Source organism: Vibrio ishigakensis (assembly GCF_024347675.1).
Taxonomy (GTDB): Bacteria; Pseudomonadota; Gammaproteobacteria; order Enterobacterales; family Vibrionaceae; genus Vibrio; species Vibrio ishigakensis.
In genome coordinates this window covers 1,569,305-1,591,373 of sequence record NZ_AP024881.1, presented here as the reverse complement: position 1 = coordinate 1,591,373, position 22,069 = coordinate 1,569,305, and the positions used below count along the sequence as shown (strand labels likewise).

Annotated in this window: 17 protein-coding genes and 1 pseudogene; 10 read left to right on the top strand and 8 right to left on the bottom strand. The window is 47.1% G+C overall.

Annotation, left to right across the window (positions count from 1 at the left end; translation table 11 throughout):
• Positions 1–23: 23 nt before the first annotated feature.
• Complete coding sequence (locus Pcarn_RS07210; protein ID WP_261835652.1) at positions 24–881, bottom strand: DUF3943 domain-containing protein; 858 nt, start codon at positions 879–881, stop codon at positions 24–26.
• A 223-nt stretch (positions 882–1,104) separates the two neighbouring features.
• Here Pcarn_RS07210 and Pcarn_RS07205 point away from each other — a divergent pair, with 223 nt between their 5' ends.
• Both Pcarn_RS07205 and Pcarn_RS07200 read left to right on the top strand, forming a co-directional pair.
• Complete coding sequence (locus tag Pcarn_RS07205) at positions 1,105–2,283, top strand: molybdopterin-binding protein (RefSeq protein WP_261833193.1); 1,179 nt, start codon at positions 1,105–1,107, stop codon at positions 2,281–2,283.
• 223 nt (positions 2,284–2,506) lie between these two features.
• On the top strand, positions 2,507–2,827 hold the full coding sequence (locus Pcarn_RS07200; RefSeq protein WP_261833192.1) for a hypothetical protein: 321 nt from the start codon (positions 2,507–2,509) through the stop codon (positions 2,825–2,827).
• Between the two features lie 68 nt (positions 2,828–2,895).
• On the opposite strand, the gene yfaE is transcribed toward Pcarn_RS07200, so the two are convergent.
• The 4 genes from yfaE to ubiG form a co-directional block, all read right to left on the bottom strand.
• Complete coding sequence (gene yfaE, locus Pcarn_RS07195; protein ID WP_261833191.1) at positions 2,896–3,177, bottom strand: class I ribonucleotide reductase maintenance protein YfaE; 282 nt, start codon at positions 3,175–3,177, stop codon at positions 2,896–2,898.
• 2 nt (positions 3,178–3,179) lie between these two features.
• Positions 3,180–4,313, bottom strand: a complete 1,134-nt coding sequence (gene nrdB, locus Pcarn_RS07190; protein ID WP_261833190.1) for a class Ia ribonucleoside-diphosphate reductase subunit beta — start codon at positions 4,311–4,313, stop codon at positions 3,180–3,182.
• Positions 4,314–4,380: 67 nt separating this feature from the next.
• A complete protein-coding gene (nrdA, locus tag Pcarn_RS07185; RefSeq protein ID WP_261833189.1) occupies positions 4,381–6,663 on the bottom strand; it encodes a class 1a ribonucleoside-diphosphate reductase subunit alpha in 2,283 nt (760 codons plus the stop codon).
• A gap of 406 nt (positions 6,664–7,069) precedes the next feature.
• Positions 7,070–7,780 (bottom strand): bifunctional 2-polyprenyl-6-hydroxyphenol methylase/3-demethylubiquinol 3-O-methyltransferase UbiG, encoded by a 711-nt coding sequence (ubiG, locus tag Pcarn_RS07180; RefSeq protein ID WP_261833188.1) that lies wholly within the window; start codon positions 7,778–7,780, stop codon positions 7,070–7,072.
• Between the two features lie 362 nt (positions 7,781–8,142).
• On the opposite strand from ubiG, the gene gyrA reads away from it, so the two are divergent.
• The 4 genes from gyrA to Pcarn_RS07160 all read left to right on the top strand — a co-directional run bounded on the left by gyrA (position 8,143) and on the right by Pcarn_RS07160 (position 13,917).
• Positions 8,143–10,743: a DNA gyrase subunit A gene (gyrA, locus tag Pcarn_RS07175; protein ID WP_261833187.1), complete on the top strand. Its 2,601-nt coding sequence runs from the start codon at positions 8,143–8,145 to the stop codon at positions 10,741–10,743.
• A gap of 134 nt (positions 10,744–10,877) precedes the next feature.
• Positions 10,878–11,474: a GTP cyclohydrolase II gene (locus Pcarn_RS07170; RefSeq protein WP_261833186.1), complete on the top strand. Its 597-nt coding sequence runs from the start codon at positions 10,878–10,880 to the stop codon at positions 11,472–11,474.
• An 86-nt stretch (positions 11,475–11,560) separates the two neighbouring features.
• Positions 11,561–13,141, top strand: a complete 1,581-nt coding sequence (locus tag Pcarn_RS07165; RefSeq protein WP_261833185.1) for a L,D-transpeptidase family protein — start codon at positions 11,561–11,563, stop codon at positions 13,139–13,141.
• 122 nt (positions 13,142–13,263) lie between these two features.
• The gene (locus tag Pcarn_RS07160) at positions 13,264–13,917 is read left to right on the top strand and encodes an MBL fold metallo-hydrolase (RefSeq protein WP_261833184.1); all 654 of its coding nucleotides are present in this window, start codon (positions 13,264–13,266) and stop codon (positions 13,915–13,917) included.
• 3 nt (positions 13,918–13,920) lie between these two features.
• Here the strand turns inward: Pcarn_RS07160 and Pcarn_RS07155 are convergent, their stop codons facing one another.
• A complete protein-coding gene (locus Pcarn_RS07155) occupies positions 13,921–14,580 on the bottom strand; it encodes a DUF2982 domain-containing protein (protein WP_261833183.1) in 660 nt (219 codons plus the stop codon).
• A 318-nt stretch (positions 14,581–14,898) separates the two neighbouring features.
• On the opposite strand from Pcarn_RS07155, the pseudogene Pcarn_RS07150 reads away from it, so the two are divergent.
• From Pcarn_RS07150 to Pcarn_RS07135, 4 genes and pseudogenes are all read left to right on the top strand, one after another.
• A pseudogene (locus Pcarn_RS07150) lies at positions 14,899–15,912 on the top strand (TRAP transporter substrate-binding protein); the annotation flags it as partial.
• Positions 15,913–15,992: 80 nt separating this feature from the next.
• Positions 15,993–16,487 (top strand): TRAP transporter small permease subunit, encoded by a 495-nt coding sequence (locus Pcarn_RS07145; protein ID WP_390904485.1) that lies wholly within the window; start codon positions 15,993–15,995, stop codon positions 16,485–16,487.
• Complete coding sequence (locus Pcarn_RS07140) at positions 16,484–17,779, top strand: TRAP transporter large permease (RefSeq protein ID WP_261833181.1); 1,296 nt, start codon at positions 16,484–16,486, stop codon at positions 17,777–17,779. Before Pcarn_RS07145 ends, Pcarn_RS07140 begins: the two co-directional genes overlap by 4 nt.
• 98 nt (positions 17,780–17,877) lie before the next feature.
• Positions 17,878–19,449, top strand: coding sequence for a BCCT family transporter (locus Pcarn_RS07135; RefSeq protein WP_261833180.1), 1,572 nt, complete (start codon positions 17,878–17,880; stop codon positions 19,447–19,449).
• On the opposite strand, the gene Pcarn_RS07130 is transcribed toward Pcarn_RS07135, so the two are convergent.
• Together Pcarn_RS07130 and Pcarn_RS07125 are read right to left on the bottom strand one after the other, a co-directional pair.
• Positions 19,446–20,144, bottom strand: coding sequence for a 3'-5' exonuclease (locus Pcarn_RS07130; protein ID WP_261833179.1), 699 nt, complete (start codon positions 20,142–20,144; stop codon positions 19,446–19,448). The two genes, Pcarn_RS07135 and Pcarn_RS07130, sit on opposite strands and share 4 nt — an antisense overlap.
• Positions 20,137–22,011, bottom strand: a complete 1,875-nt coding sequence (locus Pcarn_RS07125) for a putative nucleotidyltransferase substrate binding domain-containing protein (RefSeq protein ID WP_261833178.1) — start codon at positions 22,009–22,011, stop codon at positions 20,137–20,139. The genes Pcarn_RS07130 and Pcarn_RS07125 overlap by 8 nt, the downstream gene beginning before the upstream one ends.
• Between the last annotated feature and the right edge of the window lie 58 nt (positions 22,012–22,069).

The window sequence follows — 22,069 nt, the reverse complement described above, 5'->3', positions numbered from 1 at the left end:
CTGTGATGGGCGTTTTTTTATGATTAGAATTTAAGGCTGAGCTGCATACCGACAAACTGTGCGTCATAAGGCGCTCCAGAATCGAGAGCAAAGGCAGCGGCATCTTGTGAGCCAAACCATGGGTTAGTCACAAAACTGGCTTCAGCATCGCCGCCCCATGCATCGGTAATCCAATAGTGGATGTGACCCACTGGGTTTAGGAAGAATAGGGAAACGCTACCCATGGTAGATGAGCCCCAAACCTTACCGCCATTTGCCAGAACCTCTTGCTCACCTTGTAGCATAAGCTCACCCACAACCGCACCAAACATAGGTGTGATGAAAAGATCCTGCCAAGAAGGGACTTCAGCAAACGCTTCTACGCCGTATTCCCAGAAAAGGGCAGACATAGCAAAGGAGTAACCAAAGGATTCAAACTCGTTGAAGCCGGCGTGACGCGCTGCGGTATAGTAAACACCACCAAAGTATGGGTGCATGATGTAGTTTAGGAAGTGTTCATCTCGGTCCCAAGTAGGACCCGCTTTCACGTTTTCTACCCATTTATCGCCAAGCTTGCTAAGGTCGCGTGCGTCATCGTCCCATTTGGTGATACTTTCTGGTAGCAGTGTCATCAAACCAACGGTAACCACACTAAGGCCCAAAATGGTGTAGGTTTGCTCGGCGAGGTAATCCCAGTCTTTACCGTCTGAGACACTTAGGTGCATAGGATAATGTTTAGCGTCGAGATCCAACGCTGTTTCTTTCGAATCTAGCGAGAAGGAATGCAGGTCGACATTAGATTTTGCACAGTATTGATAGGCATCGTCGCATTGATAGCTGTATGAAAACTCGTTATGTTTGTTAGTATCCTGTAGAGCATAACTCTGGGCACTGACTAGCATGCCAAGCGACGCAGCAATTTTCTTGAATTGCACTCAAGACTCCCTTGCAAAATAATTCTCGATCGTTATCACAATTATCTATTATTTTAGTTCTAATTAAAACAGAGGCTTAGCTCGATTTTTGAGCGGTCGCTCATGTTGCATATAAACGTCGCTTAAGATACGCGAATGTGTCGTGAACTAAGGGACTAAAACTAGTATAGACACTAATAAAGGCAAAATTTTGGTACAAAGTAATCCCCCTAAGATAGCCATGCTGAGCACAGGTGAAGAGGTTCTGTTTGGTGACATCGTCGATACCAACGCCAGTTGGCTCTCTTCGACCCTATTTGAGTCTGGCTTTCAAATGACTACGCGCACCACGGTAGGGGACAGTTTAGAAGCCATTTCATCGGCCCTGAACCATCTAGCAGACAAACATGATGTGGTAATAGTTAATGGTGGTTTAGGACCAACCAGCGACGACTTGACCGCAGAAGCGGCTGCGCTATCCGCAAACACCCAATTAGAACTGTACCCAGAGTGGGTAGAGCGAATCCAGCAGATGTTTGATAGCTGGGGGCGCGAGATGCCGGAGTCGAATATTAAGCAGGCCATGCTGCCCCAAGGCAGTACCATCTTAGATAATCCTCGTGGGACAGCTTGCGGATTTACCGTGAATATCTCAGGAGCGCAGTGCTATTTCACACCTGGTGTTCCCCATGAGTTTAAGACCATGGTTAATCAAGAGATCATTCCGCATATGCAGGCCAATCACGCCTGTATCGAGGCGAAGAAGATCCACAGACTCTTCACCTATGGGCTCTCTGAGTCTGGCATCGCTAATACGTTAGAACCACTATCTAGGCCACAAGGCGTTATCTTGGGCTATCGCTCAGCGCTTCCTTATATTGAGGTTAAGGTATTTTATAGCGAGCTCTCTACTGAGGTAGAAGAGTATGTCGGCAGGGTAGAGCAGCTTCTTATCGACAATACGGTCTCGACCAACTGTCATCCAGTAAAAGCGGTGTTTGATAAGCTTCCACAGCGAATCGCTATTTTTGATGGTGTAACTCAAGGCTTTTTTCACAGCTGGTTGGCCGAGTCCACCGAAGGGACAGCGAACCTAGTGTCTGTCAACCAATCTAGCAATGAGCGATTAGATTCTGGCTTGGCTGGTAATGCCTTTTATAGCTTGAACTTGCAACAAAGTGGCGAGAAACAGTGGCAACTCAAGCTAAAAACACAGAATAATATCTTGTCACAAACCGTTGAATTTAAGAGAGATTACAGTTTTAAGGCGAGATCTATAGTGATTTCCGCTATCGCTTTGGATATGTTACGTCGTGACGTGAATGAGCTAGAGCCTTGGGGAAACTACGGCTCAGTGGTGCGGCTCTCGTCAGAGATAGTCAAACTGTGATGTTTAACCAAAACGCATTGTAAAACTTTGAACTTAATCACGGGATATATAACAAAAAGATCTATCGCTTAAGGCCTTGTCGTTCAAGGGGTTCTTGTCGAGAAGGGAAATTAGCATGATTCACTACTTCCCTAAACAAACCGTCAACTTATAATGAAGGTTCCCTAAAAATTTGTTGCTTTCAGACAAGGGCGTTTTGCCCCTTAACGACAAGGAGGACTTTATGCAAAATCATTCAAGGATTGAGGTTTGGTATCGAGTCGGAACTGAACAGGTACTGCTAGGAGAGGTTGAACATTCGGATCAGATTAACCTTTTCTCTATGTGGCGCAGTGTGCAGATTCTTGGTACGCCAATCTCCTCTGAGGCTTCAGCCAATTATACCCTCAAACTGTTCGATGATGATGGACAGGAGATAGGGCGTAAGGTGGTATCTGAAAAGGATGCTGAAGCGATTTTAGGCAATCATCATTGGATGGTGCGTCAGTGCCGCAACCTGTTTACTCAGTCGACTCCAGAGACACTTCAGGTCGTGGCAGGCTAGATTCAATAGTGAAGATAAAAAAAAACGCTCTGCAAATGCAGAGCGTTTTTTTGTGCTTGGAACTTGTATCAAGAAGCGTGTTTAACCTGGTTGTGCAGGTTGACCTGCGCTAGGTCCACATCACTTTTTGCTCGGCAGATACATGGCAATATCTCATCTTCTTTAAGATAGGCCATGGCAAAGCCGATGTACTCGACTTCACCGCTTTCGAGCTTGCAACGGCACGCACCACAGTGACCATCTCGGCAGTTATATTCTGGCTTTAGTCCAGACATCTCCATCGACTCTAGCAGTGTAGAGTTCTTTGAATTGACCAGGTTGGTGACTTTATTGATGGTGACCTTATGCATGATTAAAGTTCGAAGTCCTCAAAGTCTTCTGTCGATACTTCGTTATCAATCTGACCTACAAGGTACGAGCTGATCTCCGCTTCTTGAGGCGCAACCTGAACGTTGTCAGAAGATAGCCATGCGTTGATCCAAGGGATAGGGTTGTTGGTCGCCTCTGGGTATACAGAAGGAAGACCTACCGCTTGCATACGGATGTTGGTGATGTACTCAACGTATTGGCACAGGATGTCCTTGTTAAGACCAATCATAGAGCCGTCTTTAAACAGGTATTCTGCCCACTCTTTCTCTTGCTCTGCCGCATCTTTGAAGATGGCAATACATTCATCTTTCGCTTCTTCAGCAATCTGCAAGAATGCAAAGTCGTCTTGACCGTTGCGTAGTAGGTTCAGCATGTGCTGAGTACCAGACAAGTGAAGGGCTTCATCACGTGCGATAAGCTTGATGATCTTTGCGTTACCTTCCATTAGCTCACGCTCTGCGAAAGCGAATGAACAAGCAAAGCTCACGTAGAAGCGGATCGCTTCCAGCGCGTTTACAGACATTAGGCAAAGATACAGCTGCTTCTTAAGCGCCATCAGGTTCACGTCAACCGTTTCACCTTGGATCTCGTGCTTACCTTCGCCGTAGCGATGATAGTCGTTGGTCATTTCGATAAGCTTGTCGTAGTAGTGAGCGATGTCTTTAGCACGCTTTAGAATGTGCTCGTTCTCTACGATATCGTCAAATACAACCGCTGGGTCGTTAACGATGTTACGAATGATGTGTGTGTATGAGCGAGAGTGAATAGTCTCAGAGAAAGACCAAGTCTCAATCCAGGTTTCAATCTCAGGCAGAGAAACCAGAGGCAACAGCGCCACGTTCGGGCTGCGGCCTTGGATAGAATCAAGCAGCGTCTGATACTTCAGGTTACTGATAAAGATGTGCTTCTCGTGCTCAGGCAGCTTGTTGTAGTCGATGCGATCGCTCGATACGTCTACTTCTTCTGGACGCCAGAAGAAAGAAAGTTGTTTTTCGATCAGCTTCTCGAAGATCTCAAATTTTTGCTGGTCATAACGAGCAACGTTAACCGGCTGACCCAAAAACATAGGTTCTTTAAGCTGGTCGTTTTTATTTTGGGTAAAAGTGCTATAGGCCATTGTAACCTCGAATTATTCCTTAATATGTAACGTCAATAGGGGAGCCCACGGCTCCCTCAGCTTAAACTTAGATTTTGCAACCGCCGCCAGCGCAATCGTCATCTTGCTCCACAGCCACGTCTTTCTGATCGTCTTTCGCGCCGTCACGGGTGTTGTGGTAGTAAAGGGTCTTCACACCAAACTTATACGCAGTAAGAAGGTCGCGAAGCAGCAGCTTCATTGGCACCTTGCCGTTCTCGTATTTGTTCGGGTCATAGTTGGTGTTCGCAGAGATAGACTGGTCTACGAATTTCTGCATGATACCCACAAGGTTCAGATAACCGTTGTTATTCGGGATATCCCACAGTAGCTCGTAGTTCTCTTTGTACTTAGTAAACTCAGGCACTACCTGCTTCAAGATGCCATCTTTTGACGCTTTCACTGATACGTAACCACGTGGTGGCTCGATACCGTTAGTCGCGTTCGAGATCTGAGAAGAGGTCTCAGAAGGCATTAGAGCTGTTAGGGTCGAGTTACGCAAACCGTGCTGTTTGATCTCACGACGTAGCTCTTCCCAGTCATAGTGAAGTTCTTCTTCAACGATGCCATCTAGCGAGCTCTTATAGGTATCGATCGGTAGGATACCTTGAGAGTAGGTGGTTTCGTGGAAAGACGGGCAAGCACCTTGCTCTTTTGCTAGCGCAACCGATGCTTTTAGCAAGTAGTACTGCATCGCTTCAAAGGTGCGGTGAGTCAGACCGTTTGCACTGCCGTCTGAGTATTTCGCGCCATGTTTCGCAAGATAGTATGCGTAGTTGATCACGCCCACACCCAGAGTACGACGGTTCATGGTCGATATCTTCGCTGCTGGAAGAGGGTAGTCTTGGTAATCAAGCAGTGCGTCTAGAGCACGAACCACTAGCTCAGAGAGCTCTTCGAAATCGTCTAGGTTTTGGATTGCACCTAGGTTGAACGCAGATAGCGTACACAGTGCAATTTCACCGTTTTCATCTTCTACGTTCGCCAGTGGCTTAGTAGGAAGGGCAATCTCAAGACACAGGTTAGATTGACGAACTGGTGCTACGCTCGCATCGAACGGGCTGTGAGTATTACAGTGGTCCACGTTTTGGATATAGATACGACCAGTAGATGCACGCTCTTGCATCAGGATGCTGAACAGCTCAATCGCTTTAACCTGCTCTTTCTTGATGCTGTCGTCCGCTTCGTATTGAACGTATAGACGCTCAAACTCGTCTTGGTCTTGGAAGAAGGCATCATATAGACCCGGTACGTCTGATGGCGAGAACAGGGTGATGTTGCCACCTTCAATCAAGCGGCTATACATTAGCTTGTTAAGCTGAACGCCGTAGTCCATGTGACGAACACGGTTTTCTTCTACACCACGGTTGTTCTTAAGAACCATAAGGTTCTGAACTTCACCGTGCCATAGTGGATAGAATACTGTTGCTGCACCGCCACGCACGCCACCTTGAGAACAGCATTTAACTGCTGTTTGGAAGTATTTATAGAAAGGAATACAACCGGTGTGGAAGGCTTCACCACCGCGGATCTCAGAACCTAGGGCACGGATGCGACCAGCGTTGATGCCGATACCTGCACGCTGGGATACGTAGCGTACGATAGAGCTCGCTGTTGCGTTGATAGAGTCTAGGCTATCACCACACTCAATCAGTACGCATGAGCTGAACTGGCGAGTAGGGGTGCGCACACCAGACATGATTGGTGTTGGCAGTGAGATCTTAAAGGTAGAAACTGCATCGTAGAAACGACGGATGTAATCTAGGCGCGTTTCGCGTGGATACTTCGAAAATAGGCACGCAGCTACAAGGATATAAAGGAACTGAGCACTCTCGTAGATCTCTTTAGTTACGCGGTTTTGCACAAAGTACTTACCTTCGAGCTGTTTAACCGCAGCATATGAGAAATCTAGGTCGCGTTTGTGGTCAATGAAAGAGTCCATCAACTCGAATTCTTCGCGAGAGTAGTCTTCTAGTAGGTGTTGGTCGTATTTGCCCATGTCTACTAGTTTTGCAACGTGATCAAACAGCGCTGGTGGCTCATATTGACCATAGGCTTTCTTACGCAGGTGGAAGATAGCTAGGCGAGCCGCTAGATATTGATAATCTGGAGTTTCTTCAGAGATCAGATCAGCAGAGGCTTTGATCATGGTCTCATGAATATCTGACGTGGTAATACCGTCGTAGAATTGGATTTGAGACTTAAGTTCTACTTGAGAAACAGACACATTGTCTAGGCCTTCCGCTGCCCAGGTAATAACGCGATGGATCTTCTCTAGATCTATCGGCTCAGTACGTCCATGACGCTTTGTGACGGTAAGATTGTGGTTCATTCTGTTAGATATCCATAACATCAACGATGAAAGCCACATTTTTCATTATTTGAAATGAATTACATGTGACTTTGTGATCCAAGTCTAGCTTGTTAGAAAGCTAGAAACACTACATATAGGGGGTCACCCTTAACTGAGTTACAAGATAGTGCGGTTGCCTGAGGTTTTCAAGTTTCCGTTCCTGTATTAGTTGTGGATAACTGGTGGGTGGAAAATTTTCAGTTAGCGTTCACTTACTTTGTGGTTTAGCGCCACTTTGACTTTGTTTTTATACGCGCTTGTGAGTGAATTAAATTTGTACTTCCCAAAAAATAAATTACTTGATCTTTATCAGGGAATTGGATCGAAACGGCTGTTTTTGAGGTGCTGAAAAAGGCAACAAAAAGCCCCTCAAGGAGGGGCTTAATTAGTCAACTTTTTGGGTGTGGACTATGTAATTGACGTCCACATTTGGTGTTAGCTGATAGCTATCACTGAGCGGCCTGTAACCGATACCCGTGATGCCCTTATCCTGAAGCGGGGTTTGGTCGATAAAGCGAATAAGCTCAGACGGCTTTAAGAACTTGTTGTAGTCGTGGGTACCTTTAGGTAGCAGTTTCAAAATGTATTCCGCACCTAGGATGGCGAAGGCGTACGACTTAGGGTTTCTGTTTAGGGTAGAGAAGAAGACATGACCGCCTGGCTTAACTAACTTGGCGCAAGAGGCGATAACAGACATAGGGTCTGGCACATGCTCAATCATCTCCATGCAGGTGACCACATCGTAACTTGCTGGGTTTTCAGCGGCGTGCTCTTCTACTGTAGTTCGTACGTAGTTTACCTTGGCCCCAGATTCGAGTGCGTGCAGTCTTGCAACCTCAAGTGGCTCTTTACCCATATCTAGCCCAGTTACATCGGCGCCTTCCAGTGCCATGCTTTCGGCCAAGATACCGCCACCGCATCCAACATCTAGCACCTTCTTACCAAATAGGCCCTGCACATTGTCTTGAACGTATTGCAAGCGAAGAGGGTTGATTTGGTGAAGGGGTTTGAATTCTCCCTGTTTGTCCCACCAACGAGAGGCGAGGTCTTCAAACTTTTTGATTTCGGCGAGGTCGACGTTTTTTCCCTGAGTCATACTTATTATTGAGTTACCAATTTTGGGGCATTATATACACAAACTATTACGCCGCGCAGTAACAAAAGGGGCATTTTGCCGCCCATGCAGGCAGTTGGTTGATTTTTAGCTGTTGTTGAAATCGTCGAAAATGCTTGTTTTTCATACCAATAATTCTGATTAGTTTATTTTATGCGCATTTGAGTTAAATGTGAGGTCTGAGCCTAGGTTCTGACTAATGAAAGTAATGCCAGAGTCGGCATTTGTGTGTTATATTTTTTAGATTATTAGGGGAAGATATATCTAAGAAACCTTAGTAAGAAGAGACTTCACTTGAGGTTGTTTGGATATAGTACGATCTAACAATAGAGGGATAATGCTCTATGAGCGATCTAGCAAAAGAGATCACACCGGTTAACATTGAAGACGAGCTACGAGGTTCATACCTTGACTATGCGATGTCGGTTATTGTTGGCCGTGCACTGCCGGATGTAAGAGACGGCTTAAAACCAGTACACCGCCGCGTTCTGTTCGCAATGAACGTTTTGGGTAACGACTGGAACAAACCTTATAAAAAGTCTGCACGTGTTGTAGGTGACGTAATCGGTAAATATCACCCACACGGTGATAGCGCTGTATATGACACTATTGTACGTATGGCTCAACCGTTTGCACTGCGTTATATGCTTGCAGATGGTCAAGGTAACTTTGGCTCCATCGATGGCGACTCTGCTGCGGCGATGCGTTACACCGAAGTGCGCATGTCAAAGATTGCTCATGAACTGCTGGCCGATCTTGATAAAGAGACGGTTGACTATGTACCAAACTATGATGGTTCAGAGCAGATTCCTGCAGTACTTCCTACTAAGGTACCAAACCTACTGGTTAACGGTTCTTCTGGTATCGCAGTTGGTATGGCGACCAACATTCCGCCACATAACCTAACTGAGGTTATTGATGGCTGTCTTGCCTTCATTAAGAATGAAGAGATCACCATCGATGAGTTGATGGATTACATTCCTGGTCCAGATTTCCCAACCGCAGCTCTTATCAGTGGCCGCAAGGGCATCGTTGATGCTTATAAGACTGGTCGCGGTAAGGTTTACATGCGTGCTAAGGCTGAGATTGAAGCCGACAGCAAGGGCAAAGAAACCATCATTGTTACCGAGATCCCGTATCAGGTTAACAAGGCGCGCTTGATCGAGAAGATCGCAGAGCTTGTTAAAGATAAGAAGGTTGAAGGCATCAGTGCACTGCGCGACGAGTCTGATAAAGATGGTATGCGTATCGTTATCGAATGTAAGCGTGACTCAGTAGGCGAGGTTGTTCTTAACAACCTGTACGCTCACACTCAGCTTCAAACTACCTTCGGTATCAACATGGTTGCTCTAGATAAGGGCCAGCCTAAGCACTTCAACCTAAAAGAGATGTTGAAGGCGTTTGTTGATCACCGTCGTGAAGTAGTAACTCGTCGTACTATCTTCGAATTGCGTAAAGCGCGTGAGCGTGCTCATATCCTTGAAGGCTTGGCGCTGGCACTGGCGAACATCGATGAAATTATCGAGCTCATTCGTCAAGCACCAACGCCAGCAGAAGCGAAAGCGGGCCTAGTGGCACGCGGTTGGGATTTGGGCATGGTTGCTACCATGCTAGAGCGCGCGGGCACCGATGCCGCACGCCCAGAGTGGTTAGAAGCCGAGTACGGTATCCGTGATGGACAGTACTTCCTAACCGAGCAACAAGCGCAAGCTATCCTAGACCTACGTCTACAAAAGTTAACTGGTCTTGAACACGAGAAAATCCTAGACGAATACAAAGCGCTTCTAGAAGAGATCGCAGAGCTGATGCATATCCTTGCAAGCACTGAGCGTCTGATGGAAGTGATCGTAGAAGAGCTTGAAGCGATTCGTGAAGGCTACGGCGATGCTCGTCGTACCGAGATCACAGCGGCTATCCATGACATTGATATGGAAGAGCTGATTGCACAAGAAGACGTAGTAGTGACCCTGTCTCACGAAGGCTATGTTAAGTATCAAATCCTGAGCGACTACGAAGCACAGCGTCGTGGTGGTAAAGGTAAGAGTGCAACTAAGATGAAGGATGAAGACTACATTGAGCGTCTTCTAGTGGCGAATACCCACGACAACATCCTTTGCTTCTCTACTCGCGGTAAGACGTATCGTCTGAAGGTGTATCAATTGCCTCAAGCAAGCCGCACCGCACGTGGTAAGCCAATCGTGAACATTCTTCCTCTGGAAGAGGGTGAGCGCATCACAGCTATCCTGCCTGTTTCTGAGTTCAGTGAAGATAAGTTTATCTTCATGGCAACCGCTGACGGTACGGTTAAGAAGACTTCGCTAGACCAGTTCTCGAACGTTCGTTCTAACGGTCTGATTGCGGTTAACCTACGCGATGAAGATAGCCTAATTGGCGTTGATATCACCTCAGGTGAAGACGACATCATGCTGTTCTCGAAAGCGGGTAAAGTGGTTCGTTTCAATGAATCTCAAGTTCGTGGCATGGGTCGTACAGCCGCTGGTGTTCGTGGTATCAAGCTAAACGGTGACGACCAGGTTGTGTCTCTAATCGTTCCTCATAACGAGGGTGACATCCTAACCATCACAGAGAACGGCTATGGTAAGCGCACGGTACTTGAAGAGTACCCAGCGAAGAGCCGTGCAACTCAAGGTGTTGTTTCTATCAAGGTATCTGAGCGTAACGGCAGCGTTGTTGGCGCGGTTCAGACCGAAGAGGGCGATGAGTTCATGGTTATCACTGACGGCGGTACGCTAGTACGTAGCCGCGTTGCTGAGGTGAGCCAAGTAGGTCGTAACACTCAAGGTGTGACCATCATCCGCACTATTGAAGATGAGCGTGTGGTTGCTCTTCAGCGTATCGATGAGATCGAAGAGCTGGAAGCTTCTGAAGAAGAAGGCGAAGCAGTAGCGACTAACGAGCCTGAGCAAAATAGCGACAGCGAGTAATCGTTAAAAGAGAGAAAAGCGTTTAAAAGCCGAGCAAACAGCTCGGCTTTTTTTATTGATACAGATCAACGCCTTGAATTATGATAGCCGAGCCCCTATGTGGTAATTGGTAACAGGACAATCAGAGAACGCTAATGGCAGATGTAAGAGCGCGAGTTCATTTAAAAGTAGGTAGCAAGAGTGATATTGAGGCTGAACTGCTTTCGTTTAACGGATTAAAAACCGAGAAAGAGCATGTAGCCCTTATCTTCAAATCCGCAGATATTAATCAAACGGCACCTATCGTACGCATGCACTCGGAGTGTTTAACCGGCGATGTATTCCACTCATCTCGCTGTGATTGCGGAGAGCAATTGGATGAAACCATCAACAAGATGGCGACCGAAGGCGGCGTTTTGCTCTATTTGCGTCAAGAGGGCCGTGGTATCGGTCTGTATAACAAGATTGATGCGTACCGATTACAAAGTGAAGGCCTGAACACCTATGAGGCGAACAACCACCTAGGCTTTGCTGACGATCTGCGTGACTTTGAAGAAGCGGCGCAAATGCTTAAAGCTCTCGGGGTAAACCAGATCCGCCTAGTGACTAATAACCCTAAGAAGATCCGTGAACTGAAAGAACACGGAATTGAGATTCAAGAGGTTATCAACACCATGGCCCACGTTAAGGCGGGTAATGAGAACTACCTAAAGGCCAAGGCTTCACACGGTAAACACAACCTCGACCTGTAATAAAATTTCCTCCTCTCGCGAGTCGAGAATCTTAGCTATGTTTGCCATACTTGAGGTATCCGTTTGGACGCTTCAAGTAGGTGAACATGGTTTGTTTTAAACGCAGACTCCTCTCTCTACTCTTGGCCAGTCTCTGTGCCATGCCTCTTTCTGCGTCCGACAAAAGCATGTTCCACACCCTAGGTTGGGTGAATCCTAATGTTGAGCTAAACGGCTTTTTAGAATATCCAGCGCTGGTACAGCAGGTTTACCGCGCTCATCACCATCAATTGATATGGCTTCAAATCGAAGATCAACTGCTCATTGAAGATATGCTTGAGATGCTCTCTCTTGCGGAGCTCTCCCCTCAATTTGAACAGCGGCTAGATGCATTAAGCCAGCTGCGCATTCAGCACAATTACTTTCAATACGATCTAATTGCCACCGACACCTTGCTGATGATCATGAGTTATCGCGCGCGCCTTATGGAGAATCAAGAGACTTGGCTATTTGGTGAGGGTATCCCAGACCTTTGGTCAAATCCGCCCCAGATGGAGCTTGATGCGCTTGAACTCGCGATAGATAACAATCGATTGAGTCAGTTTCTGATGCAGTTTGGCGGCTCGGAGCCTAATTATCGCGCCTACCAAACCGCCATCAATTATCTACAGCAGCGACAAGACGAGGCCAGTGTCGATTATGAATCTGACACCTTGATCAGAGTCGGGGAAGAGCTCCCAAATCGAGAGCTATTACATATTAAGCTTGAGTTGGCTGGCCTTGATTTAACTACTGTCGATACACAAAAGGAATGGTACTCGAGAGACCTTGAGAAACTGGTTAAACAATTCCAAGAACAACATGGGTTACAACCTGACGGCATCATAGGGCCGAATACTATTGAGTGGCTTAACTATCCCATAGCGGAGCGTATAAGACGGCTCGCTCTCAATGCAGAGCGCTCGCATTTGTGGCCAACTCAGAGAGAGGCCTTGGTGTTGGTGAATTTGCCTAGCTTCGAGCTGAATTACTTCTTTAGAGGCGATGTGGCGTTTTCTTCTAAGGTAATCATTGGTAAGAAAAAACGGAAAACGCCTATGATGGCCATCAAGATGGACTCTATGGTGCTTAATCCAGTGTGGAATGTACCGCCTAAAATCATGCGTGAGGATATCATTCCAGCTACGAGGCGAAATCCTGAGTATCTCAGCAGTCGAGGCATCCAGGTGATAAAAGGGTGGAGCGATCCAACTATAGTCGACCACAACCTGATTGAGTGGAACAAGGTTAACCCAAGAACCTTCCCTTATCGGATGCGCCAGATCCCAAGCTCTGCCAATGCCCTGGGGGCGTATAAATTTAACACCCCAAATAGACGGGCAATTTATTTGCACGATACGCCGTCAAAGCACCTGTTTGATAAAGAGTCACGTGCCTTTAGCTCTGGCTGTATTCGCGTGCAGTACGCCGATAAGTTTGCCCACACCTTGTCAGATACCCAAGGCTTTAGAAAGCGAAATATCTCTCCGATAGACAGCGATGACAATACAAGAGTGGCTCTCAAGCGTCGTATACCCGTGCATCTTATCTATAAGACCTCATGGGTAGAGGATGGACGCATCCATTTCCGCGATGACGTCTATGGGTATGACCAAAGCCCAAAGTCTTCTAACTTGGCAAGCCGCTAGCCATAGAGCCAAGAGTCCCATTCCATGTTTGATTTGAAGCCGCTGTGCGTGCTGTTAGCCTTGAGTTTAAAGGGCTTTGCTGTCATAGTCGGTGCCAGTTAATTTAGTTGTTTAGGTAAGTTATGGCTCTTCAATATCAGGTGGTTCCGGTAACCAGTTTTGCGCAAAATTGTTCTATCGTTTGGTGCGATGAAACCATGAAAGGTGTAGTGATCGACCCAGGCGGTGATGTAAAGCAACTAGTAGCTCTTATCAAAGAGCTTGGCGTTGAGGTAGAAAAACTGGTACTGACTCACGGTCATCTTGATCATGTTGGTGGTAGTGAAGAGCTCGCCGATGCACTCAGTTCACCTATCGTAGGCCCGCACAAGGCAGATAACTTCTGGCTACAGAGTCTAGAAGGCCAAAGCCAGATGTTTGGTTTCCCTCTAACAGAGGCTTTCGAGCCGAGCGAGTGGCTAGACGAGGGTGACAAAGTTACCTTTGGCAATCAATCGTTGGACGTGATTCATACTCCGGGTCATACCCCGGGCCACGTAGTTCTGTATAGCGAAGAAGCCAAGCTGGCGTTTGTCGGTGATGTGCTGTTCAAGGGCGGTGTAGGTCGAACTGATTTCCCTAAGGGTGACTTTAATACCCTGATCGCTTCTATCAAGCAGAAACTGTGGGCACTGGGTAATGAAACGCGTTTTGTCCCGGGCCATGGTCCAGAGTCTACTTTTGGCGCTGAGCGTGCATCGAATCCATTTGTAGCCGATGAGATGCCTCTATACTAGAGACTAACTAGTACGTGCGGCAGCCCAATACTGCCGCATCAGTCCCACGAATTCATCCCCATCACGGTCAAGATCGCCTACAGCGATAAAGAGATCGTATCCCCAAAATTTCCTTTGGTGTTGCATGCGCCTGTATAGGCTCGCTTGCAGGCCTTTTAATACATACTCTTCTTTCACTACTTCTCTTGAATCGAGCACCATATCCTGAAATTGCTCTTGTGCCCCTTGTTCACTAGCCCCTAAGTAGAGCAGTGCCCTTTGCTGTAACAAGATCTCACTGATCACACGAGGGGAGATACTATTAATGAATCTATCGGGTTCGCTTAATTTAATACCGATCCAAGGTAGTGGCTCTGCGGCAGGGTCTTTGCTGATGCAACGACCAAGGTTACCAATATTGCGCCATTGTAATACCCAGCCCCCTTTATAGGTGTGTTGTTGAAAGTGGGTGTTGGTGATGGTGAATTTAATAATGCTGCGTCTATAGAAGTGCAGGGTTAGGGTGTAGACGACGGCTGCAACGAACAAGATGCCTAGCGTCCCTTGGGTCGAGTGTGAAAAGGTACTTAGCCAAACAGACAATAAGATGTAAGCAAGGGTTACAACGCCACTGGTTTTTCGCCCTATCTTAAATTTTTCATTGGTTAGCTGCAGGGTACGCACGTCGATTTCTCTCTATGTCCTTGTTTTTACTCTAGCGCAATTATTTAGGCGGATCGTTAATACTAGACCTAAATTTGCTTTCTCACCTTATTACGTTTTGTTTCCGTGCTTGGATGCACCATTTTGGTTAAATTTTTTATAAGTCACTGAATTAGGTCCATATTTAACCCAATGCTTATAAAAAAGCAGTACCTCTACGAAGATATAGTCACCACTTCAGGTGGCGTCCAGGGACAAAGGGAGAAACGTATGGCGTTTAAATCTAAATGGATTAAAGCGTGTGTGAGCAGTGTGGCTTTGGTTGTTGGCCTAATCGGGGCTAGCGGCGCCGCTGCAGATGACAAGGTATATCGACTCAAATTAGCAGAAACATGGGGACCAAACTTCCCAATTTTCGGTGATGCGACCAAGAACATGGCGGCCATGGCAGAGAAAATGTCTAATGGTCGATTGAAGATCCGTATCGACTCTTCTAACAAACATAAAGCACCATTCGGTGTGTTTGATATGGTGAAGTCCGGACAATATGACATGGGCCACTCGGCTTCTTATTATTGGAAGGGCAAGGTTCCAAATACGCTTTACTTCACTACCATGCCATTTGGCATGACGGCACCTGAGCAATATTCTTGGTTCTACTACGGCGGTGGTATGGAACTGATGGAAGAGGTGTATAGTCCCCATAATCTAATGTCCTTCCCTGGTGGTAACACTGGCGTACAGATGGGAGGCTGGTTCCAAAAAGAGATCAATTCTGTGGATGACCTTAAGGGTCTGAAGATGCGTATCCCAGGCTTTGCCGGAGAGGTTCTAGCAGAACTAGGTGCGAAGCCAACTAACATTGCACCAGGTGAGCTTTATACAGCCCTTGAAAGAAAGACCATCGACGCCCTTGAGTGGGTAGGCCCTTCACTAGATCTTCGCATGGGCTTTCATAAGATCGCGCCGTACTACTACACAGGTTGGCATGAGCCAGCGACTGAGCTTCAGTTCCTAGTTAACAAGCGTACTTGGGATAAGCTTCCAGCAGATCTGCAAGAGATCCTGCGTGTAGCTATGCGTACCGCTGCTTACGATATGTACACCCAATCTACCTATGAAAGTGGTAAGAACTGGGCAAGCATCAAGACTGACTACCCAGATGTTCAGGTGAAGGACTTCCCACCTGAGGTTATTAGCCAGCTACGTGCAGCAAACGATAAGCTTCTTGCTGAACATGCGGCTAAAGATGCTACAGCCAAGAAGATCCAGATGTCACAGGCTGACTATTTGAAGCAGGTGCGTTCTTGGACGGAAATCTCGGATAAAGCCTATCTAAATAGTTCAAATTAATCCCCGCAGGGTGACCTTTCGAGGTCACCCAAATAGGTTTCGATGGAGCAAGGCAGGGAGGTCGTTTGCTGAAATCTTTAATGAAAATAACCGATAAGATTTGCAACACACTCGGACATTTGTCGAGTGTGTTGTTTTTGTTATTGCTAGCAAATGTGGTGTATGACGTAGTGATGCGCTACGTATTCAATGATGTGTCGATTGCGATGCAGGAATTAGAATGGCACCTGTTTGCGGCTGTGTTTCTTTTCGGTGTGCCGTTTGCGGTTAAAACCCACGGCCATGTGCGCGTTGATATCTTCTATGAGCGCTTCTCACCTAAGGTTCAATCCATTATCGACATTCTAGGTGTGCTGTTTTGGTTGATGCCATTCAGTCTCTTGGTCGCTTGGTACGGGATAGACTTTGCTTATCAAGCCTATGACATAGGCGAGACATCGGGTGACCCTGGTGGTCTACCGTATCGCTGGATCATCAAAGCCACCATCCCAGTGTCTTTTCTATTTATTGCAATCAGTGGTATCGGTTTGATCCTCCACTCGCTTGAGCGCTTAACCAGGGAGGGAGCTCGATGATAGGCATAGTCATGTTTTTTGTGGCGCTGTTTGCGCTGTTATTGGGTTTCCCGGTTGCCTTTACCTTTGGCGGTATTGCACTGATCTTCGGTGTTTGGTCTGAAGGTTGGGATATGTTCGCCTTTATGCCGTATCGCATAGAATCCATCATGCAGAACACGGTTTTGATGGCGGTACCTCTGTTTATCTTCATGGGGTTGGTACTGCAGAAAACTAGATTGGCAGAGCAACTCTTAGAAGCCATGGGTCGACTATTCGGCGGGGTGCGTGGTGGTATCGCCATCTCTACTGTAGTGGTGGGGGCGCTGCTAGCAGCATCTACTGGCGTAGTGGGGGCATCGGTTGTGGCTATGGGGCTTATCTCGCTGCCTGTGATGCTCAAATACAATTACGATACGCGCCTTGCTTGTGGCACCATCTGTGCGTCAGGCACACTTGGCCAGATCATTCCGCCATCCATCGTTTTGATCTTGCTGGGTGACGTGCTTGGTGTGCCGGTAGGGGATTTGTTTCAGGCCGCTATTGGCCCGGGCGTGGTACTGGTCATAGCCTATGTTATTTATATCGCAGCCTTTGCCTACTTCAAGCCAGAAGCGGCGATGCCAATCCCGCAGGAGGATGATCTAAGTAAAGGACAGCAGTGGGCTTCAGCATTAAAAGCCATAGTGCCTCCGCTCGCGCTGATTATTGTGGTGCTGGGCTCTATCTTTGCCGGTATCGCAACGCCTACTGAGTCGGCAGCTTTGGGTGGTGCCGGGGCTATCTTACTTTCGGTTCTGTATCGCCAATTTTCATGGAAGCTTATTTACGAGTCTTCTGTTGAGACGGTTAAAGTAACCGCCATGGTGTTTGCTATCTTGCTAGGCGCGACTGCATTTTCAATGGCCTTTACTTACACAGGTGGTGACTACTTGGTAGAGGAGTGGATGCTTGCACTGCCGGGTGAGAAGTGGGGCTTCTTGATCCTAGTGATGCTGGTTATCTTGTTGCTGGGCTTCTTTATCGATTTTGTCGAGATCTGCTTTATTATCGTGCCCATCATAGCGCCGGTGGCTGAACTCCTTGGCATTAACATGGTGTGGTTTGCCATCTTGGTGGCAATGAACTTACAGACCTCCTTCTTGACCCCGCCGTTTGGCTTCAGTCTCTTTTATTTAAAAGGGGTAGCGCCTAAGTCGGTAACAACCAAGCAGATCTATCAAGGGGTGATTCCCTTTATCCTTATACAGATAGTGGTGTTAGCCAGTATTTTATTTATACCCGCATTGTACGGTTTATCAGCATTTAGTTAAATAATGTGCTTTATTTTCAGCGTGTTAGCGGATTTATTGTTCAAATTACGATATAATTGAAAGTTAATTACAAACCATGCCCTGCATAAGGAGGCTGCATGACTAAGGGTATCGATAAATACAGCATCGATAGTACCGACTACCAGATAGGACAGGATAATATCCAGAAATGGGGCTTAGACGTACACAACGCCGTGTTCTCGGCAAGTGCGGGTCTAACCATTCTGTTCCTTCTCACTATGGTGTTTCTGGATGCAGAAACAGCCAAAACCGCACTAGACGGTTTGAAGAATAGTATCATCACTAACTTTGATGCTCTGTTCATTTGGGCGGGTAACATCTTCGTTATCTTCTGCTTGATCCTGATTGTTTCGCCTTATGGCAAGATCCGCCTTGGCGGCAAAGACGCCACTACAGATTATTCCTTGTTGTCTTGGATTGCGATGCTATTCGCAGCGGGCATGGGTATTGGTCTGATGTTCTGGAGTGTGGCTGAGCCTGTGGCTTACTTTACAGGTTGGTTCCATACCCCGCTTAACGTAGAACCGAATACTCCAGAGGCAGCTAAGCTCGCTTTGGGTGCCACCATGTATCACTGGGGTCTTCATCCTTGGGCTATCTATGGCATCGTAGCGCTTTCATTGGCTTTCTTTACCTATAACAAGGGCCTGCCTCTTTCTATCCGCTCTATCTTCTATCCGATCCTAGGTGACCGTACTTGGGGCTGGGCAGGTCATATCGTAGATACGCTGGCGGTTCTTGCAACCTTATTTGGTCTTGCTACCTCATTAGGTTTAGGTGCTCAACAAGCGGCATCGGGTATCAACCATGTGTTTGGTATCTCTAGTGGCTTTGGGTTGCAGGTTGCGGTAATTACCGTGGTGACCATATTGGCTATAGTCTCGGTAATGCGAGGTATCGATGGCGGTGTTAAGGTTATCTCCAACATCAACATGCTGATCGCATTCTTGCTACTGGGCCTTGTGATGTTTATCGGTTATCACGTCACCTTCAGCTCTATTACGACTACGATCGCAGCGTATGCTGAAAACCTAATTCCACTGAGTAATCCTCACGGTCGTGAAGATGAGGCGTGGTTCCAGGGTTGGACTGTATTCTACTGGGCTTGGTGGATTTCATGGTCCCCATTCGTAGGTATGTTCATCGCTCGTGTATCTAAAGGTCGTACTGTACGTGAGTTCATCACCGCGGTTCTGATTGTTCCAACAATCGTAACTGTAGTTTGGATGTCTGTATTTGGCGGTTTGGCTATCGACCAGGTAGTGAACCAAGTGGGTATTCTAGGTAGCAAGGGTCTGACCGACGTATCATTGGCTATGTTTGAGATGTTCGATTCTCTGCCTATGGGTAAGATGCTATCTATCATTGCAGTAGTCTTGGTGTTGGTGTTCTTTATCACCTCGTCTGACTCTGGCTCACTGGTAATCGATAGCATCACAGCCGGTGGTAAGGTTGATGCTCCCGTTGTTCAGCGTGTGTTCTGGGCATTTATGGAGGGTGCAATCGCGGTTGCTATGCTATGGGTCGGCGGCTCGGAGGCGGTTCAAGCGCTTCAAGCGGGCGCTATCTCAACCGCACTACCGTTTACCTTCGTATTGCTGGCGATGTGTGTCAGCTTGCTAATGGGTATGGCGACAGAAGAGCGCTAAACCCATATATCTGAAAGTAGGGTCTCTTCATCATAATGATGAGAGACCTGAGCTTGAAGAAGTTCTGCCGTCGCTATGGCGTCTATCAAGGCGTCATGCGGCGTATAAGTTGGCAGGTTGTAGCGACTGCGACTTGCCCCTAATCTCACCGAAGCAGGTTTCTTACCCTGCAAACGCTTCCAAAGCCCTGACGTTAATCGCTTCTGATAATCCCACTCAATCTGCAGAGTATCGATCACCGGAAACTTGATCCCTTCTCCAAAACGTCTCTTGAAGGTGGCATTGAGAAAATCACGCTCTATCTGTCTATAGTGCACCACACAGATCTTACCGGCGATGGCCTCTAAAAACTCCGGCAGTATCTTGTTCAGATCCGGCGCATCTTCAAGGTCAGAGTGGGTAATACCATGTATCACCACAGAATCAGTGTTGAGCTTTTTCTTAGGCTTAATCAGCCAACTCTTACTTTGTCTAAGATACACACGATTAAGGTCAAACGGCACAAGACCGATTGAGATGATCTCGTCTTTCTTTGCATCAAGGCCGGTAGTCTCAAAGTCTAGAGCCAGCAGTGGGGTATCCTTGATGCTGGTTCCCACCTCGGGAAGTGGCGTTTCATAAAACTCTCTTAGCCAAGGCACCTTTGATTCACTGGCCTGCTTTTTTTGAAACTCATACCAATCAAATTTATCCATTATTGAATGAGTTCCCTTGGTAGCGGAACTTCAAGAAGTTCTGTGCATTACTTAAGATCTGGAAGGCATCTTTTAAATTACGACGCTCAAAGTCAGACAGATTATCTGGCTCGATATTGTTATCTGGCTCGTTACCTTGCTCAATATCGATTGCTTGGTGTCTGATACGAACCATAGAGATAAACTCGAGCGCGTCCTTTAAATCCTGCGCTTTGCCTTTAGGAAGAAGCCCTGAGTCTAGAATGTCATCCAGTCGCTCGAAGGAGTTCTGCTGTGTGGAACCTACCGCCAAAGCATGAACACGGATCAGGTCTGCCAATGGCGCAGTACCGCGACGTTTAAGGTTGATAGAGTTTTTATGCTTGCCGTCTTTCTCCATTACGAAGCTCTTAAAAAAGCCCAGTGGCGGAGTGCGGTTTAGTGCATTGCGAGCAAGGAATGTCAGGAATTTAGGGCTCTTACGCGCTTTCTTCACAATAAAGCGATTGAGCTGCTCAGCCCACTTGATCTGACCGTGCACACCGACAAGGTCGAAGAAGATAGAAGCGTTGAGTAGCGCTTTAGGGTTTGGATTGTCTATCCAATCGGAGAAGCACTCTTCCCACTCGGTCTGGGTCATACGCCAGATAGGGTTAGTGGCCATGATGTCACCGGTGCAATATGGGTAGCCACATTTATCCAAGCCATCAGACACCCATTGAGCCAGTTTGGCAAAGTATTTGTCGTGTTTGTCTTTTTCAAAGCTGTTGGAGAGGATGATAGCGTTGTCTTGGTCGGTAACAATAAGCTGCTCATCTCGAGCCATAGAGCCCAATGCTAAGAAGCAATAAGGAATCGGGGCAGGGCCGAGCTCTTCTTCGCCAAGTTCGATAATACGCTGTTTAAAGCTTTGACCAATAACCGACATGGCGCTGCCTACCATGTGTGAGTTAGCGTCCTCATTCACAAGTCGAACAAAGCTGTCTTTCACCTGCTCAGAGAGCTGGGCAAGCTCTTCGATGCTGTTACTCTGGAAGATCGAACTTACGAGAAGTAGCGAGTTCTGCGATTCATAACGCACAATATCCGATGCCTCGATAACCCCTAACGGTTTGCCTTTACGCATGAGAGGTAGGTGGTGCACGTTATAGCGTTGCATGGTCAGCATGGCTTCATAGACATAGGCGTTGCTATCGAGCGTAATTACGTCCTTGGTCATTACCGAAGAGAGAGGAGAATCAAGGTCAGCACCTCGAGCAATGGCGCGGGTACACAGATCTCGGTCAGTAAGAATGCCCTGAATCTCATCTTTAAGGTGTGGCTCTTCGGAGTTGATGATAAGACAGGAGGTGTTCTCCTCATCCATCAAGATAGCAGCATCACGAATGGACTCGGTATCGTTAATGGTAAAAACTGGTCGCGAGATAAGCTCTCGCACCTTGATGGTGGTAAGGTCATTATCATCATTGCTGGCAATCGCGCGGCGCAGACGAGTACTGTCCTCTGCTGCAACGAAGTCAGCAAAGCTGTCATAGTTGTCATAGAGGTTTTGGAAGATCTCGGACGGGATACAGTAAAGAAGGGAGTCCTCGATAGCTTTCGCTGGGAACAATACGCGTCCGCTACTTAGCAGTGCCATCTGACCAAATACCGCGCCTTCATCTAGCCTATTATAAAGCTGACCATTGCGACGGCTTATTTCTATCACGCCACTTCGAATTACATAAAATTCTTCAATGGTCTCACCTAATTGCACCACGCTCTTGCCTTCCCGCACATAGGAGATCTCTGTGTTGTGAGTGACCTCGGCAAGAACCTCTTCCGGCAATGCGTTGAAAGGAGGGTACTGAGCCAAAAATTGCTGTATCTCGAGAAGTTCTACTTCCATTGTTTTTCCTGCTTTAAAGCTGATTCAATTATTTTGGATTGAAATGAGGAAATAGTCA